Source organism: Anaerobiospirillum sp. NML120448, assembly GCF_023050945.1.
Lineage (GTDB): Bacteria > Pseudomonadota > Gammaproteobacteria > Enterobacterales > Succinivibrionaceae > Anaerobiospirillum.
Window position 1 is genome coordinate 21,842 of sequence record NZ_JALKIM010000009.1, and the last position, 17,991, is coordinate 39,832.

Consider the following 17,991-nt stretch of genomic DNA (forward strand, 5'->3'; position numbering starts at 1 on the left):
ACATCTCAAGGACTTACCTGATCAAATGTATGCTTACACTTGTATCCAAGTTGTCGAACAAGTATTTAAAACTATTAAAATTTTAAAATAAATAATTGATAGTAAGTGATGGTAAATTTGACTACAGATAAGTGAACATTTCCTTATATTCATTATTTCTTAATAAAATAATCTTATTAAGTTATAAGGCTTTAAAGTTGCTTTTTTACTTTCATAATCTAAATACCTGTACAATAAGTCTTTAGGTAAAACATTATAAGCCCTTTATTTAAGCCACTTTTAAGTAAGTTATATCTTATGATTTGGCGGATATTTCATTTTATATAGATGTTTAACTATATTAACCAGTTTATCAAATTTCAAAGATAAAGTTAGCAAAATCACTGTTGACATATAGCCAAATTTTCGTAATATTGAATCATTCACTAGCGAGTGATCCTACTAGTTCAGGGTATTCCTTAAACCCTAAGCATGTGAGATCTATTTTTTGTATAGGACATAGTGATTACTCACCCTCGCAGTGAATCTTATTAGCTATACACATAGCCATTAGTACCAAAATCCTTATACTTTCATTTGTAGGGCCCATAGCCCTACAAGTCCATTTGTACCAACAATGCTCACATTTTAAATTTCAAAGTTAATTACTTTTATATGCTTAGTGCTAATATTCAGGTATTAACTTAGTTTTTCTTTTAGGAGTATTTATGCCTAGCTTAAAAGGTACACAAACTGAAAAGAACATCTTAATTGCTTTTGCTGGTGAGTCTCAGGCCCGTAATCGCTACACATACTATGCATCTGTAGCTAAAAATGAAGGTTATGTGCTTATCAGCGCTATGTTTGAAGAAACTGCTAATCAGGAAAAAGAGCACGCAAAACGCCTATTTAAGTTCTTAGAGGGCGGCGTAGCTGAAATTACTGCAACCTTCCCTGCTGGTGTTATTGGTGATACTGCTGCTAACTTAAAGGCTGCTGCCGAAGGTGAAAACGAAGAGTGGACAGAGATGTACCCTCAGTTTGCTGCTACTGCTCGTGAAGAGGGCTTCCCTGTTATTGCAGCAGTAATGGAGAATATTGCTATTGCCGAAAAGCAACATGAAAAGCAATACTTAGACCTACTTGCTCACCTTGAAGCAGGCACCATGTTTAAGCGTGGTGACAAGGTTATTTGGCGTTGCCGTAACTGTGGCTTTATTCATGAGGGTACTGAGGCTCCTAAGGTTTGCCCAGCATGTAACCACCCTCAAGCACACTTTGAAGTATTACGTGCCGATTACTAATTGCTAAAATACACTTAATCGATTCAAGGCAGGCCTATTGTCAATAATAAGCCTGCCTTTTTAATGGCCTAAGCCCTCTATTACTAATCTAACTCCCCTCACTACCCTAACGGCGCTAGAAATCCTCGCTATAAAGCTATAAACAACTCTCTTTATAGTTAGGCTACGCAATAAGCGCCACTAATACCGAAAGCTGCGCAAGCTTACCAGCTATAAACAAAGATAACTCTGCTAGCACAGCCTTTCATGTTGCAAATACGGCTTACTTTATAAACTAGCGATGGCCTATTGAGCCTATATAGGCCCTCAAATTTTAAGGGCAATGTTTGCTTGCAATGCTTGTAATTCTTGCGATGCTTGGCATCAGGCCTATAGATTATTTGCTTTTACGCATGAAATGCTCAATAAATGGCCAACCTAAAATGTTGGTAGTCAAGTGCAGATAATTGCAATTCTAGATATTATTAAATAATTGCAATCAAATTCACAAAAGCTATTTTAATCGATAAAATTAAGCTTGCATTGATACAACAGCTTTGCTATTCTAGATATCACTAAACCGAAGAACATACTAAGGGTCATCTCCAACCAGATGGACCCTTATTTTTTGCCTAGAAAAAACAAAAAAGCCCCCATATTCAGGAGGCTTTTTTAGTTTTTGGTCTTATAGTTTGCTAAGGCAAATTAGTCTAACTTGCCTAAACCTTCTTGAACAAACTCGGTTAACTTAGCTTTGCTCATTTGCTGAACTTCACGGCCTTTCTTATCTAGAAGCTTGTTAACTTCACTGTTAGGTAAAGCGGTTAAAACGTCATCAAAGGATTGAGCCCAGCCAGAGCTACCATAAGTAACGAATACATATACCTTCTTACCAGTGAAATCTTGGGAACCAAGCCAAGTAGCTACTACACGAGGGAAAGAACCGAACCAAATTGGGAAGCCTAAGATAATAGTATCGTACTGAGCAATATCAACAGGCTCTTTTAAAGGTGGTAAATCATGATTCTCTAACTGCTTACGGGCAATAGCAGCAGTATCATCATAGGTCTCACCATAGAGGTCAGCACTCTTTAGCTCTAATACAGGAACGCCAGTTTGAGCACCGATTTCGTTAGCGATAAGCTCAACAGCACCAGGCTTAGAAGGGTTGAAATTAGGGGTATTGTGGCGAGTTGAGAAATAAACTACAGCAGTCTTGGAAAAGTCTTGTGCATAAGCAATACCATTAGCAGTTAATAAGGTAACAGCGGCTACTAAACCAACTACAACTTTTTTGAAAGTATTAAACATTGATGACACCCTATAATTAGCTACTTTGACACTTTTACCGCACAACTATATAGTGGAATATAAATTGTTCTTCCTGTACCTTAAATTAACAACCAAAAATCAAGCAAATATAATTGAGGCTAAGCAGATTATGCCTAAACATCTCATTACATTAAAGCATTAATAGCACTTAAACAAAGTACAAGAATTTTGGGACTGATAGCACTCAACTACAAGGATATAAAAGTGAATTTTAAGTAGCAAAATTGCTAAAAAATGTTTGATTAAATATCTACATACAAACAAATCCAGAAAAACTTACATGCTTGTATATAAGTTTTAACTGGAGAATAATGATAGATACAAATTGAGAAAATTTTATCATTAATTTTCATCAAAAACTACAAATTTTTTTTCAAAAATTGCATTTTTATTACATAGAAAAAGCAGGTATTTATCGCTTATATGTAGGGGTTCGTAAAAGAATTAAATTGCAGTTGCTGCAAATAATGAGAATGAGGGAGTTGTTAGTGAGGACAACTTTAGTAGTTTAAACGCTAACCAAAATGCTAAAGCATAGTATTACCCTTACATAGAACGAGGCACTCCATAATGCAACTAAGGAGTGCCTTCTACGTTTAGGATACATATCAAGATGTCTATCCTTCCTAAAGAGTTCTTTATTTTCTTGTTCTAAGAACAAGAAAGCTACAAGGAGTTTTTGAGGATCATACTCTTTAGACTTCCCATGCATCTTGATAAGATGATCATATTTAATACCGAAGTGAGATCAATGTCAACATTTAAAAAAATTAATTTTGTGAAATATCAATGTAACATCATAATCCCTTATACAAGGCCTTTGTTACGCAGTAACGTATCATTGCATTTCTCTCTTTTGCACTATTTTGCAGACAAAATTAGTGCGCAATGATCTATTTTGATGCACAAAATCATAGAACATACTAAAATTATTTAATAAAGATTTACCTTGGAACAACTGCCCCATGCAACCATATATATGGTATTTCCCATTCTTTCTCATGGCTTAAATATGGCTCATAAATTCACCTGCCTTCCTACCAGCCATCTGCCCTTAGCTGCCTTGACTACCTTAGCTACCAACGCTGCCATGCTCTGACCTATTTGGGCCATTACTAGCAGATGCTGACTTAGCTGAGACTAGCCTCGCTAGCCATGATAGCCATGATAGCCATGATAGCCATGCTAAGTTTATTAGGCTCGGTTTGGATGCTCGAAGTTAAGCCTGGGCTTAAGCTTAGGCTTAGGCTTAAGCTTTTCGTAAAAGCGTTGGAAAAACAGCAATGATGGGAGCCTGGGCAAGAGAAAAGCACAGTGCTGTTGATGGAGAGATGCAAGTTAAGTTAAGAGAAATGCAGGATATTATTTATGAGGAAAGAAGGCCTTATATAGCCAATGTAAATTGACCTCGCTTTAAGACCTTCTTACTGGAAGAACAAACTTTAAAATCCGTTTTTTAATTATAAATAAGTCAAACAACGACTCAAGTATGGAAAAGCTGTATGGTATTAGGCAAAAGACGACATTTGCTTACGCTTAGGTTCTTTCTTAGTGGAAAGCATTAAAAGCACGTAAGAAATAGCAGCACTTACCATAATGTAGAACACTAAAATTGCTAAATTATTAATGGCTAACTCAGAAATCTCACTATCATAATCAACAATGCTAAATGACTCATTTAAAGTAATTTTATCTAAATAGCTAGGCTTAAAGATTTGAATAGCGCCGTGGTAAGAAACTACTAATAAGCCAAGTTTTATCATATAGCTAGGAAGCTTCATCATGAACTTATTGCTTATATTAATAGGCATTAAGTTGTTATCGAGCCAGGAGAAAAACTTGCCCATGTAGCAACCTAAATGCAAACCAATGAACATGAGCATATAGGTAGTAGAAGCATTATGTACTATGTGAGCTGCATGACGATCTACAGGTATCATTCCTTGGAATAAGTAGTAAGAAATGCAAACTCCACTAGCAACAGAGGCCACTAATGCGACCAAAATACCTAATAAAGTAAAATTGCGATATACAAAATAAGGTGCTCTTTGCGCTGCTACAAATTTAAAGAATGAGCGCATTAAATATACATGGATTGAGACTACTGCTACGATAGTAAGTGCACCGATCTCATGAATAGCAATATCCATAACATGAGGAACAAAGATAGTGCTAAAACCAACTAACAGGATGCCATAAACTACAACTGCGATCAGAAGATTCTTGAATAATGATCTCATAGGGCTAACAAATAGGTGTTGTTTTTTAAATAAGCTTCAGGCTATAGTTCTGGATACCATCTAAATTTAGAACCTAAGAGTGCCTAAATTTGCTTGCTTGTAAGAAATGAAGTATCACTATACTAACATACTAGTAAGCAATTTGTTAGCAAACAAGAGCAATTTTCTTTAGTTATCTGCTTTTTTAAGCCAATTTTGATGCTTTTAACATTTGTTTTAACAGGCGCAAATGGCAATAGACCACACATTTTTGAACAATAATTCTTAGTCAGTAACATGATAAGATTTATTAATTACTTACTATCAATTTACAAGGATAGTCCAGGTTAGCACTGCTACTTGATTAGCAGATGATGCTCCTGCAAAAACCTTTTTGCAAATTAAGGAACACTAGTTTTTTTGGGCTCGCCCAGACATTAGAGCGGTTAGCCATAAAAATTGGCAGTCTCCTCCCTACCCTACCCTACCCTACTTTAAGAGACCATAGCTATACTTTTCCAAATTAGCTACAGGTCAATGGCCAAGGCCAAAGCAACAGCCTGGGCTTTGGTCTTAGCCTTGGTCTTAGCCTTAGTTAGATGTTATGGGATGATTTTGGAGGCTGCTTAAAATTGCTGTTGGCTTTTGCAGCTGGAGGCGTAGCAAAGGAGAAGATAAGTAATTAGTGCTGAGATTAAGACGTATACAGCCATTACTGAAAGTTGATCAGTAATATGATAGTAAGCAGGTAAAGTCTTATCATATGGGATCTTACCAACATAGAAACTCAAGCGCTGCCAATAAGACTCTAAGCTCATTACTTTTAAGCCATGCAAGCTTACTAAGACTAAAGCTACTTTAATAAGAGTGCTTGGCAGGCGATAGAGCTTAAGATTATTGCCTTTGCTTAGGTTAAAGCTCTCATCTAACCAGTTATGGAATTTGCAAAAATACATACCTAAATGCAGGCCAATGAAGATTAAAGCATACTGCACACAAGCATTATGAATAGGACGACCTACCTGCTTGGGCACAGTAAACCACCAGCCTTTAAATAGTTCTTTAGAAATAATTAGGCCGCTAATCCAAGCTGCTAACAAAGTAATCATTAAGCCAATTACTACAAAATCACGGTAGTAGAAGTACCAAGATCTTTGAGTCTTAAGATAGCTAAAGAAAGACTTCATCATGATTACGTGATATATCACTATAGGCACGATGATCAAGGCTAAGATCTCGTGTACTAACTTAGAGGTTTCCTTAGGAACGTATAGAGCACTAAAAATAAAGAATAATAAAGAGACTACAGTTAAGCTGAGCAAAAACTGTTTGATATAAGCTTTCATAAAAATAAACCATAGAACTTTGTTGTTAGTTAGATTGAGCGCTTAAGCTTACTGGGCAAAACTTAGCTAATACTTATTGACCACCAAAAGAGCATCTTGATTGTGCTTTTAGTAAAGCAACTACCAGAATGACCTTACGGAGCCATGCCTACTCTAATTAGAAAAGGGCTTAGCAGCCCCCTCCCTAAGGACTAGTTCACTTCCTTAAGTAATGACCTTAGTCTTTTTTGGGCAAAAGCATGCCTAGGGCCAAGCTTATGTAAGCTGGCCAGATCGGTATCTTTGCCCTTATTGATAATAAGAGCATAAAGGAAAATCTCTAAAAGGTGGTACAGATAGCCTGTTGTATAGGCTATTTGCAAGTATTTATAAGGTTTTTGGGCTGTTGTACACCGTTCTTAAACTCATCGATGTAAGAATGGTGAAAATCAAAGGAGGTAAACTTGGAGTTTTTAGCCAGAGACAGCTTTGCATTATCACTTATTTGCAGATCTTTTACTTGTTGTTGAACATCTTCAACAAGCAAAACATCGTTTGATAAGTAAGGAGCTCCCACCACGCCTAATCCTATGCCCAATCCCATAGCGCCTAGAGCTAAAATATGCTTAACCATATCTCGTACTCCTATATATAGGTAGCACTAGAAACCGTGCTTGCAACACAGACTTTAATGATAGAGGGATATTACCCTGTCAGTCTGTGCTCTTTGTTTGTAAACAAGGATTAATAGCTTTTAACTTGAATGGTAGTTCATTGCCAAAAGTCAAAATGCTATGGTTTAAATTTAACAAAGAAAACTTTGCAGTTTCTTAGCACCTGATATGGTCAAATTGTGTTGGAAATAATTTTGCTGAGCTGCATCACACTTTTTCTTCGTTGGGCACTATTATTAACAAGGTAAGTTAAAGCTTTGTGTAATTTTGGTAAATTAAATTAAATGATAATCAATATCACCACATAGTGCGTTTGCTGAATTTTGCTATCGCAAGAGCTGTCACTAAAAGAATCAAACATTGAATTTGTCCCATGGATAAAGGGCCTAAGATGTAGCCAAGCTGAATATCAGGCTCACGGACAAACTCGCAGATAAAGCGCAAGATGGCATAAACCATAAGATAAGTTAAAGTCAGCGCACCTGGTCGTAAATTGCCCTTAGAGTAATAAACAGCCCCTATTAAGTTTTCTCGTACTGTTGCTCGGTATGTATTTCTTATTACCAATAAAGCCAATAAGATGAGGGCTAAAAGCGGCCCTTCTGCAAGAGCCTCATAAATTTGTACAGGATGGCGAGGACTTAAGTCTCCTGCATTAGAGAAAATTACCGCCCAAGGCAAAGAGCTAGGAGTTCCATAAAGCTCACCATTAAAAAAATTTGCCACTCTACCTAAAGGAATAATTAGCAGTGCTATCAAAACTGCTCTATCAGCATAGCAATAAAAGATTTCTTTTTTAATCTGCTTATAAATATGGGGACTATACACAAACTGCCCTGAGAGCAAACTAATATTTTGCCCCCTACTATTGCTCTTTGATGAACTGTACTGAGCAGCATCAGCTACCATATCTTGCTTATCTAAATGCAGGTTAGCTGTGATATGGTTGTGGCTGTGGCTATGTACCAGGCCATGGCTATTGCCATGGCTGTAGCGGATAAAAGGATTATGGGCTATATAAGGAGTGGCCAGGTGAACAATCAAAAACAAACCTAGCGCTAAGCCCACTATGCCGCCCATGTAAGACATGCCGCCTAAATTAAGCTGCCAAATGTGGTCAATATGCTCAGCGTAGTACCAGGGATCATAACAAATCACATAGCCCAAGCGGCCACCTACGATAGCACCTATAGCCGCATAAATGCCTATCATAGAGCGTACTAACAGATTATTTTTGATATAAAACATAGGCAAGGCAGGACGTGAGAGCAATATAAACAAAACTGCCCCTAATCCATAGACCAAACCATAATATGAAATATAAGTACCAAAAACTTCTAATACCATAGGCTTAATATAGTCGCTTGTGCCACGCTCTTAATATTATGTATCTGCTAGCTTTCAAGAGCCTCAGAAGAGTTAAAACCACTTTCTCTACCATATGGTGCTTGATTAGGGCTGGGCTCAAATTAGAATCTTTGTAAGCCCCAGATGGGGATGATGCCCTTAGCAAGGCCGCTATCACAGCAGCTTATGCTGCTGTTGCAACCTAAAGCGCCATAAGCTATAGCTACAAGGCAGCGCCTGCGTGGGCTGGCTTGGCCAGGATTGGCATTAGCCAAGCTTGGCCAGGATTGGCATTAGCCAAGCTTGGCCAGACTGGGCGGGCGGCTTGGCGCAGGATTGGGCCTTAAAATATTAACCCGAGATTAGCACATCACTAAGCTCGGGTCTAGATTTAAAAATGTGTGCAGTTTGCGATGGCTAAAGTTAGGTCTTACTTTAGCTAAGCTTGCTTTAGCGATCCATGTTGGCACGAATCTTAATGATGGTCTCGGTGATAAAATCAGGGACTTTATCGTTAAGTTGACCTGCTAGAGCCTGATAGGCACGCTTAATAGCGTGGTAACCTTGTCTGGTTGGCTGCTGACAAACTACAAACTTGATAATACCAGCATCCACAAATTGACGAGTGGAATAGAGATCATCAAAGCCAATAGCAAAAATGTCTTTTTTACCGTTAGCAATTAATGCAGCGCCTACACCTTGCACAGCGGCACCAGCAATATAGACGCAGTTGATTTGTGGGTTGGCTTTTAGCGCATTAAAGGTTTCTTGTTGACCACGGATATCAGAGTCAAAACTCTCAACGGTATCAACAATTTCATAATCAATGGCCTGACGATTGAGTTCTTGTTTAAAGCCCTCAATACGCAAATTATGACCTAATAATAAATGAGAACCAGTAACGATTAGAATGTGTAACTTGTCCTGACGGGCTAAAGAAAGCATACCAGCACAAGTAGCACCTGCGGTTAAGTAGTCAGAGCCTACATAACAAAGACGCTTGGTATTTTCCACATCAGTGTTAAGCAATACTACAGCAATATGCTTTTCATATAACTCATTAATCTTCTCACGCAATCTATCAGTATTAACTGTAGAAAGGCATAAGGCTTTACAGCCCTGAGCTAGCAAGTACTCAATGGCATCTAAATGAGTTTGTTCATCAAAGCCTTCTACTTCTTTGAGTACTACATCCAAGCCTAGATCAGCAAATTCCTCTTGAGCTGCATTAATACCACTAATGATCTCTTGATAAAAGGCATTACCAATACTTGGCATGAGAGCACCAATTTTAATTGGTGTTTTATAGGCAGCAAGAGCTCGGCCAGCACGATTAGGAACATAGCCTAATTCTTTAGCTAGCATTTTAATTTTTTTAGCAACATCCTCTCTTACTGCACCACGATTATGAAGAACACGATCCACCGTGCCTCGTGATACGCCTGCCGCCTGGGCTAAACTTTTAACAGTAACTTTCATGATCATTTGGCATCTAACATAAAATATTAGTGTAACACACTAATAAAACTTATGAAGTGCCTCCTCCTTGGTAATCCAACAGCAAGTGTTAGCTTTAATTAAAATTGAGCAAGAGCTTATTACTAAACTCTCTTAAAGCCTGGGGCATTATAAAAACCGTAGCTTTGCTAAGCAGATCTTAGCTAGTCTTATTGTTAATTATTGATGAGTGTATTGCTTGGTAGGTTGTGCATCTAAAAATGCATAAAAAAAGCACGTGGCTTATAAAATTAGCACGAAGTGTTTGTTCTCTAAGAAAGACTCTTATTGATAGTCTATGCCGTAATTAGAGCATGTGCTCGTGCAACAATACAAGATCTAAACAACATAATTAATATTTTACGTTTTTAAGCAAAATTCTAAATAAAACTAAGCCAAAATTGCGAGCTATATCGCACATAAGTAAACATTTTTGTGCACGTACACGAAACCTTAGGCACATATGCCCCCCTATTGATACTATCAAGCCGTACACAAAAATTTATACTCAAAATACAACACAGTGTGCACAACGCACATTTAGATAAAGAAAAAGCCCGCAGACAATGATTAAATCACTGATCTGAGAGCCCTATATGCTTTATGTCAAGCAATAAAATACTCTCACCCTACTAAAAGGCCCTTAAAGGACAAACATGTTGTCCTTTAAAAGAACCTTGAGAGCAACTTACTACCAAGAAATGTAAGCTACTCAATTAGTAGGAGAGAAAGTGTAGCAAAGTAAAATTAACTCTCCTTAAGACGAATTATTGCAAACGGCTTAATGAGATAACTTTGCTTAAATGTGAGCAAAGCTAAGCAGTGCTTATTATTATTGCTTCGCTTTGCTCATTACAGTCTGCACTTAATAATGCAGCTGATAAGCCCACACCTTGCGCTTAAGCCTGGCTTAAGCTTTAGCGTTAGCGTTAGCTTGGGCCTAAGGGCAGGTGTGGTTTAGCTTGAATGGTGATCAAGCTCTAAGATAGATTAACTTAACAATTAAGCAAATGGGTTCTCAGTCTTGTAGAGAACGCCAGCTGGCTGGTTGTAAGAAATCTTAGCAATGCCTAACATGGAGAATACATCAAATAAGGCTTTGCCGTGGTGACCGAATGCTACAGCACCGTGGTGTGGGTAACGATCAGCAATTAATACGTGACGGTAGAAACGGCCCATCTCGTTAATTGCGAAAATACCGATACCACCGAAGGAGCGGGTAGCAACTGGTAATACTTCACCCTCAGCAATGTAAGCCTGTAAGGTGGTGTCTGGAGTGGTCTGTAAACGGAAGAAAGTGATTGGACCAGCAGCGATATCACCCTCTAAGGTACCACGAGTGAAATCAGGCTCATCACGACCAGCCTCTAAGAGACGGTGCTGAATGATTTGGTAGTTGATCTTGCCACAAGCTTGATCGCAACCACAATCCTGGTTTAACTTGCAGAATGGAGTGTTACCACAGTGGAAGCCCATGAAGGTATCAGTTAACTTGTACTGTGGGAAGTGAGGCTTGATGCTCTGCTCGTACATGTCAGCTGGTACGGAGTTGTTGATGTCTAATAAGGTTACAGCATCCTTGGTTACGCAAGCGCCGATGTACTCAGATAAAGCACCGAAGATATCAACTTCACAAGCTACTGGAATACCACGGGAAGCTAAACGGGAGTTTACATAGCAAGGCTCGAAACCGAACTCCTCTGGGAATGCAGGCCAGCACTTGTCAGCAAAAGCAACATACTTGCGGGAACCCTTGTGCTGCTCAGCCCAATCTAATAAGGTTAACTCAAACTGAGCCATACGCTCTAAGAGATCTGGGTAAGTATTGCCAGCGCCTAACTCCTGCTCCATCTCCTTGATGACCTGAGGAATACGCTCGTCACCCTTGTGCTTGCGGTAAGCTACTAATAAGTCAAGCTCAGAGTTCTCTTCGATCTCAACGCCGATGTCATATAAGCCCTTGATTGGAGCGTTACATGCAAAGAAGTCCTGTGGACGTGGGCCGAAAGAAATAATCTTTAAGTTGGAAACACCGATTAAAGCACGAGCAACTGGTACGAACTCGCTTACCATCTTAGCAATGTCAGCAGCGGTGCCAACTGGGTACTCAGGGATGAAGCCCTTGAGCTTGCGTAAACCTAAGTTGTAAGAGCAGTTGAGCATACCGCAGAATGCATCACCACGACCATCGATAAGGTCATTGCCAGTCTCTTCTGCTGCTGCTACGAACATGCATGGGCCATCAAAGAACTTAGCAATTAAGGTCTCTGGAGTCTCTGGACCGAAGTTACCTAAGAAAACTACTAAAGAGTTACAGCCAGCAGCCTTAGCCTCAGCAACAGCATTCTGAGCATCAACCTCGTTCTCAACAATGGTGTTGATCTCAACAACATCAAGCTTAGCCTCTAAGCACTTAGCAACTACAGCCTGACGACGGCGCTCAGATAAAGTACGGATAAAGCAGTCACGTGATACAGCAATTACACCAAGCTTTGCATCTGGGATATTGTACATTTCCATTTAAATTTTCTCTCCATTATTTAAACACTCACTAAGAGTTATCAAAGACAGATCCTTAGTTTTGATTAACTACAAAGCAAGAAATCATTTTGGTCTAAGCATGAGTGCACTTAAACCTCTGAGCAAAGATCCTCGCTCTTATTCTTAAGGGACTCTTTAAGATAAAGACCCTTGCTCAGAGGCTGCCCAAAAATCTAAAAGAATCTTGGGCAGCAAAGTAATGTCTGATTTTCTAATAAAAGGCCTTAGTCTTATAATGTGATATTCTCACCAACTAAGATACCAGTAGAGATATGGTTCTTACCCTCGTAGCTATCTTTATGAGCAAGTAACCACTTATTGTTGGCAGTTACTAAGCCATTTTCAGCATCGCCACGGGCATCAACATTCTCAATCTTGGCAGTATTAGTATCCTTAGGTAAAACTACGGCTACACGGAATACTTCACCATCATCGCTGTGGCATGGAGCATAGTGCAATGCAGTCTCATAGAACTGTACAGCAGTGCCCTTTGGACAGTAGAAGGTCTCAACAGCTTGGGTATCCATAATGCCGTCCTTAATGGCGGTAATAGGAGCAAGCATGAATAAAGCATCGGTGCCAGTAATATTTACTTCGCAGTTGCGGTGGTATTCAATGGCGTTGAGCTTACGGTTGTGACCAGAGCAGTAGCCGATTTGAACCTTTAAGCCGCCAAAGACACGATTTTGTAAATCGTTCATGAGATCTTCTGTCTCAAGTTTTGGCTCAGAGGCAACGTAGGTTACAGCATCCTTTGGACATGGTAAGTCTTCTAAAATCTTAGTAACCTTATCGGTATCTACAGCAGGAATTACCTTACCAAAACGCTCAAACTCAACAGAGAATACGCTCTTGTACTTCTCAACCTTCTCGCCATCGAGCTTGTTACGTAAAGTAGCAAGCTTGTGGAAAGCAGGACGCATAGTTGGGTATAAGCTTTGATAGAGAGTGTAAATATCGTTGTAACGCTCAACCTCAGCGCAATTTGGCTCAGCCTTATCGCTACCTTGCTTAACTAAAGCATCAACAGCACTTTCAACGTTAGGATATAACTTAGCAGCAACAGCAGCTAAGATAGCAGCACCTAATGCTGGACCTTCCTTAGAGGCAATGGTAGTTACCTTGCACTTAAGGACATCAGCAAGCATTTGTCTCCAGAATGGTGAACGGCCACCACCGCCACAAGCAGTTAAGGTCTCTGGAACAATATCCATCTGGTGGAGCACTTCTAAGTTGTGGCGTTGAGATAAGGTAATGCCCTCTAATACAGCACGGGTTAAATGTGCCTTCTTATGACGAGCAGATAGACCAAAGAATACACCACGAGCCTCAGCATCTAATACAGGGGAGCGCTCACCCATTAAGTAAGGTAAGTAAATTAAGCCATCAGAGCCTGATGGAACAGAGGCGGCCTCTTTAGTCATTAAATCATAGGCATCGGTGCCGTCTTTCTGGCATTGAGCGTGCTCAGCAGTATAGAGCTCATCACGAGCCCAACGTAAGGATAGACCAGCGGCTAAAGTGCAAGACATAGCAGTCCAAGTGCCAGGTACAGCTGCACAGAAGGTGTGAACACGACCTAATGGGTCAATAGAAACCTTAGAGGTATGGGCAAATACTACACCTGAGGTACCTAAGGTTACAAAAGCTTGACCGTCACGGCATACACCAGTACCTAAAGCAGCAGCGGCATTATCACCAGCACCACCAGCTACGATAGTACCTTCAACTAAGCCAGTTAGTTTAGCTGCCTCGGCAGTGATAGTGCCTGCAACAGCACAAGACTCGATAAGAGGAGGCATTAAAGCAGGATCGATAGCTAATTTCTCTAAGATCTCGCCTGACCATTCACGCTTCTTAATATCTAAAAGGTTGGTACCAGAGGCATCGGAAATTTCCATAGCCTTGACACCAGTTAACATGTAGCGTACGTAATCCTTTGGTAAAAGGATGGTAGCGCATTGATCGTAAATCTCTTTTTCGTTCTCACGAACCCATAGGATTTTTGGAGCAGTAAAACCAGATAAAGCTGGGTTAGCATTAATTTCGATTAAACGGTTCTTGCCAACTAAATTAGTGATCTCATCACACTGCTTAGAGGTACGGGCATCACACCATAAAATGGACTTACGTAACACCTTGCCGTCCTTATCAAGCATAACTAAGCCGTGCATTTGACCTGCAATGGCTAAACCAGCAACATCCTTAGGATCAATTGCTGACTGAGCTAACACAGCCTTAATAGAATCGATAGCTGCGTTATACCAATCTAATGGATCTTGCTCTGCCCAACCATTTTTTGGCTGATAAAGGGGATACTCAATAGTTTTGGAAGCAATAGACTGACCGTGCTCATCAAAAAGAACTGTTTTAGTACCTGAGGTACCAAGATCAACACCTAATAAATACTTCATTATTGTTATGCTCCTTGCTCTATTAAAGTCCTGTGACCTTATTAGAGTTGCTGCTAGTCTTTTCCATCCCCAAGACTACAGCTGGTTCCTACTCAAACAAAGATAAGTAAGCCTCCCTATTGACTACCTTTTCTTTGTTTAAATTAAAAATCTTTACTCTTTAACAAGCCGCTCTGATATAACTTCAGCTAAAACCTTGCTATAAAAGAGCGACTTAATAGGTTTTGTTTATGTAAATTAATTACTTAACACGCTTCTTAGAAAGAACGTCAATTACTACAGCTAACAAGAGAACTAAGCCTTTAACAGTTCTTTGCCAGTTAGCATCAATACCTAAAATTGACATACCGTTGTTAAGTACACCCATGAAGATAGCACCAATTACAGCACCACCTACAGTGCCCACGCCACCATAAGCAGAGGCACCACCAATGAAACATGCACCGATAGCATCAAGCTCATAACCGTTACCAGCAGTTGGAGCTGCGGAGTTAAAGCGAGCTACGCACACTAAAGCAGCTACAGCTGATAAGAAGCCCATGTTTACATAGGTCATGAATAAAATTCTGTTGGTGTTAACACCAGATAATTTTGCAGCCTTCTCGTTACCACCTAAAGCATACAAACGACGACCACCTACGGTATTGTTTGCATAGAAGCTATAAGCCATAACAATAATGGTTAATAAGATTAAGATAACTGGGATACCCTTGTTATTGGCTAATAACATACCAGAGCCAATTAAAGCAGCCTCAACAATCACAGTGGTGATTACGAAGGTAGACATATCGTCTACTTGGTAACCCTTCTTAGTCTTCTTAACACGGTCATAAAGCACGTAAGCTAAATAACCAACACATAAAATCGCAGTAACAACAGTGGTAACAGCAAAAGCATCAGCACGAGCACGTGGCACGAATGAGGTAAAGTAGCGTAAGTACTCTGGAGGGAATGGAGAAATAGTCAAACCATCCAAAACTAATAAAGCCATACCTCTAAAGAGCATCATGCCTGCTAAGGTAACGATGAAGGCTGGGATACGTACATAAGCAATCCAGAAGCCTTGCCATGCACCGATTAAAATACCTACTAATAAGCAAGTTGCAATTGCAAGGTAGATATTAGTTTCCCAGTTAACCATCATCACGCCAGCAATAGCACCCACCAGCGCTACAATGGAGCCAACGGACAAGTCAACGTTACCGCAACCAATAATACAAAAGAGCATACCTACGGCAAGAATAATAACGTAGGAGTTTTGCGAAATAATGTTGGTGAAGTTTGCAGGAGAGAACATTGAACCATGACCTGTGGCTCTAATGGTGATCTCAAACAAAATCATCACAACTAATAAAGCTAATAACAAAGAGTTACGCTTTAAGATATTTAAAAATTGTTCCATGACAGCATCCTAATCTTTAAATGCTTGGCACCATGTTTAACCTACAACGCTAAATCACAGTGTTCTAACAAGAGTTCAGGCGCTTTACTAGTTCTGCCAACTTAGGTAACCCTTATGTGGCACGTGCACGCCTTATAAGTTAGGCTGGAATATGCATATATTATCAGAAATTCAACAATCATTCGCAAACGGTTGCGGAAATTTTTGGCAAATATATGATTTTGCGCAAACTTTTTAAATAAAATCAATTTGAGGCTTGTTTATAAAGCTTATATTTGTCGCATTAGTGCGCAAATACTCAAATTTTAACTATTACTCTTAACACTGATGATTGTGCATGCTTATGTGCATACGCATGTTTATGCACACACTAAATTAGGTATAAACAAGGAGCAGAGTGGTTACTTCTTATCAGATGACTTTAAAATAGCCGACATAATGGTTTCTTGAGAGGCCTCAGAACGTGGCATCTCTGCTACGATCTTGCCCTCATTCATAACGTAAATACGATCGCACATACCTAAGACTTCAGGTAACTCAGAGGAGATCATTAATACTGATTTACCTTGAGCTACTAAATCATTAATAATGCAATAGATTTCGTATTTAGCACCTACGTCAATACCACGAGTAGGTTCGTCAAGAATTAAAATATCAGGGTCGGCGTACATCCATTTAGCTAGCAGTACCTTTTGTTGGTTACCACCAGATAAGTTACCTACATCCTGACGCACAGAGGCACATTTAGTCTTTAATTGCTGTCTATAGTCATCAGCTACCACAACCTCTTTATCATGGTCGATAATGTCATTTTTAGATACCTTATGTAAGGCAGCTAAGGTAGTGTTGCGAGTAATAGAAGTTTGCAATAACAGACCATCACCCTTACGATCTTCGGTTACATAAGCTAAACCATGGTTAATAGCTTCTTGTACTGTATTTAGCTTGACCTCTTTACCATTGATAAAGACTTGTCCGCCAATAAAATCACCGTAATAATGGCCAAACACTGACTGAGCAAGCTCAGTTCTTCCTGCACCCATCAAGCCAGAAAGACCTACTACCTCACCTTTCTTAATATTGAGGTTAACCTTATTACATACTAAGCGGTTGCGGTTGAGAGGGTGAGCTACAGTCCAGTCTTTAACCTCAAAGAGCACTTCATTACCAGGCTTAGTATCACGAGGAGGGAAGCGATTAGTAAGCTCACGGCCCACCATGCCTGCAATAATACGGTCTTCGGAAATATCGTGATTGGAGTTATCAATGGTTTCGATAGTACTACCATCACGAACCACAGTAATGGAGTTAGCAATATAGGAAATCTCATTAAGCTTATGAGAAATAATAATTGCTGTCATGCCCTCTTCTCTAAAGCGAGCAATTAACTCCAATAGAGCTTGAGAGTCAGTTTCGTTTAAAGAGGCAGTTGGCTCATCTAAAATAAGCAAACGTACATTCTTGGCAATAGCTTTGGCAATTTCAACTAATTGCTGCTTACCTACACCAATATCTTTAATTAAAGTACGAGGATCTTCATGTAAACCTACCAACTCTAAAAGCTCTTTAGCACGTTGATAAGTACGAGGCCAATCTACAACTTGTTTAGAGGCAGCTACAGTGCGCTCATTACCTAAAAACAGATTTTCAGCAATGGATAAGAAAGGTACTAAAGCTAATTCTTGGTGAATAATAACAATGCCTTTTTCTTCACTATCTTTAATACCATTAAATTGACACAATTCGCCATCAAAATAAATCTCACCTTCATATGAGCCAGCAGGATAAATACCTGAGAGCACATTCATCAAGGTGGATTTACCAGCTCCATTCTCTCCTACGAGAGCGTGAACTTCACCCTTTTTAACCTCAAGGTTAACATTTGATAAAGCAGTAACCTTACCAAAGCGCTTGGTGATGTTCTTCATCTGGAGCAAAATTTCTTGATTTGCTTCCATAGCCATTCAAACACCTAAAA

Annotated in this window: 11 protein-coding genes; 1 reads left to right on the forward strand and 10 read right to left on the reverse strand. The window is 39.5% G+C overall.

The features are described 5' to 3' along the window. The first annotated feature begins 707 nt into the window (after nucleotides 1-707). Nucleotides 708-1,283: a rubrerythrin gene (rbr, locus tag MXE38_RS02930; protein WP_246911114.1), complete on the forward strand. Its 576-nt coding sequence runs from the start codon at nucleotides 708-710 to the stop codon at nucleotides 1,281-1,283. Nucleotides 1,284-1,967: 684 nt separating this feature from the next. On the opposite strand, the gene MXE38_RS02935 is transcribed toward rbr, so the two are convergent. The 10 genes from MXE38_RS02935 to mmsA form a co-directional block, all read right to left on the reverse strand. Next, on the reverse strand, nucleotides 1,968-2,573 hold the full coding sequence (locus MXE38_RS02935; RefSeq protein WP_246911115.1) for a flavodoxin: 606 nt from the start codon (nucleotides 2,571-2,573) through the stop codon (nucleotides 1,968-1,970). Nucleotides 2,574-4,102: 1,529 nt separating this feature from the next. Further along, a complete protein-coding gene (locus MXE38_RS02940) occupies nucleotides 4,103-4,834 on the reverse strand; it encodes a hypothetical protein (RefSeq protein WP_246911118.1) in 732 nt (243 codons plus the stop codon). 605 nt (nucleotides 4,835-5,439) lie between these two features. Next, the gene (locus tag MXE38_RS02945) at nucleotides 5,440-6,159 is read right to left on the reverse strand and encodes a hypothetical protein (RefSeq protein WP_246911120.1); all 720 of its coding nucleotides are present in this window, start codon (nucleotides 6,157-6,159) and stop codon (nucleotides 5,440-5,442) included. A 352-nt stretch (nucleotides 6,160-6,511) separates the two neighbouring features. Then, nucleotides 6,512-6,772: a hypothetical protein gene (locus MXE38_RS02950; protein WP_246911122.1), complete on the reverse strand. Its 261-nt coding sequence runs from the start codon at nucleotides 6,770-6,772 to the stop codon at nucleotides 6,512-6,514. Between the two features lie 337 nt (nucleotides 6,773-7,109). Then, nucleotides 7,110-8,159 carry a prolipoprotein diacylglyceryl transferase gene (locus MXE38_RS02955; protein WP_246911126.1) on the reverse strand — a complete coding sequence of 350 codons (1,050 nt, stop codon included), beginning with the start codon at nucleotides 8,157-8,159 and terminating at the stop codon, nucleotides 7,110-7,112. A gap of 450 nt (nucleotides 8,160-8,609) precedes the next feature. Beyond that, the gene (locus MXE38_RS02960; protein ID WP_246911130.1) at nucleotides 8,610-9,638 is read right to left on the reverse strand and encodes a LacI family DNA-binding transcriptional regulator; all 1,029 of its coding nucleotides are present in this window, start codon (nucleotides 9,636-9,638) and stop codon (nucleotides 8,610-8,612) included. Between the two features lie 1,020 nt (nucleotides 9,639-10,658). Further along, nucleotides 10,659-12,176 (reverse strand): fucose isomerase, encoded by a 1,518-nt coding sequence (locus MXE38_RS02965; RefSeq protein WP_246911134.1) that lies wholly within the window; start codon nucleotides 12,174-12,176, stop codon nucleotides 10,659-10,661. Between the two features lie 251 nt (nucleotides 12,177-12,427). Then, on the reverse strand, nucleotides 12,428-14,611 hold the full coding sequence (gene xylB, locus MXE38_RS02970; protein WP_246911136.1) for a xylulokinase: 2,184 nt from the start codon (nucleotides 14,609-14,611) through the stop codon (nucleotides 12,428-12,430). Between the two features lie 241 nt (nucleotides 14,612-14,852). Continuing rightward, nucleotides 14,853-16,013, reverse strand: a complete 1,161-nt coding sequence (gene mmsB, locus MXE38_RS02975; RefSeq protein WP_246911137.1) for a multiple monosaccharide ABC transporter permease — start codon at nucleotides 16,011-16,013, stop codon at nucleotides 14,853-14,855. 401 nt (nucleotides 16,014-16,414) lie between these two features. Next, nucleotides 16,415-17,977, reverse strand: coding sequence for a multiple monosaccharide ABC transporter ATP-binding protein (gene mmsA / locus MXE38_RS02980; protein WP_281503135.1), 1,563 nt, complete (start codon nucleotides 17,975-17,977; stop codon nucleotides 16,415-16,417). Nucleotides 17,978-17,991 lie beyond the last annotated feature (14 nt).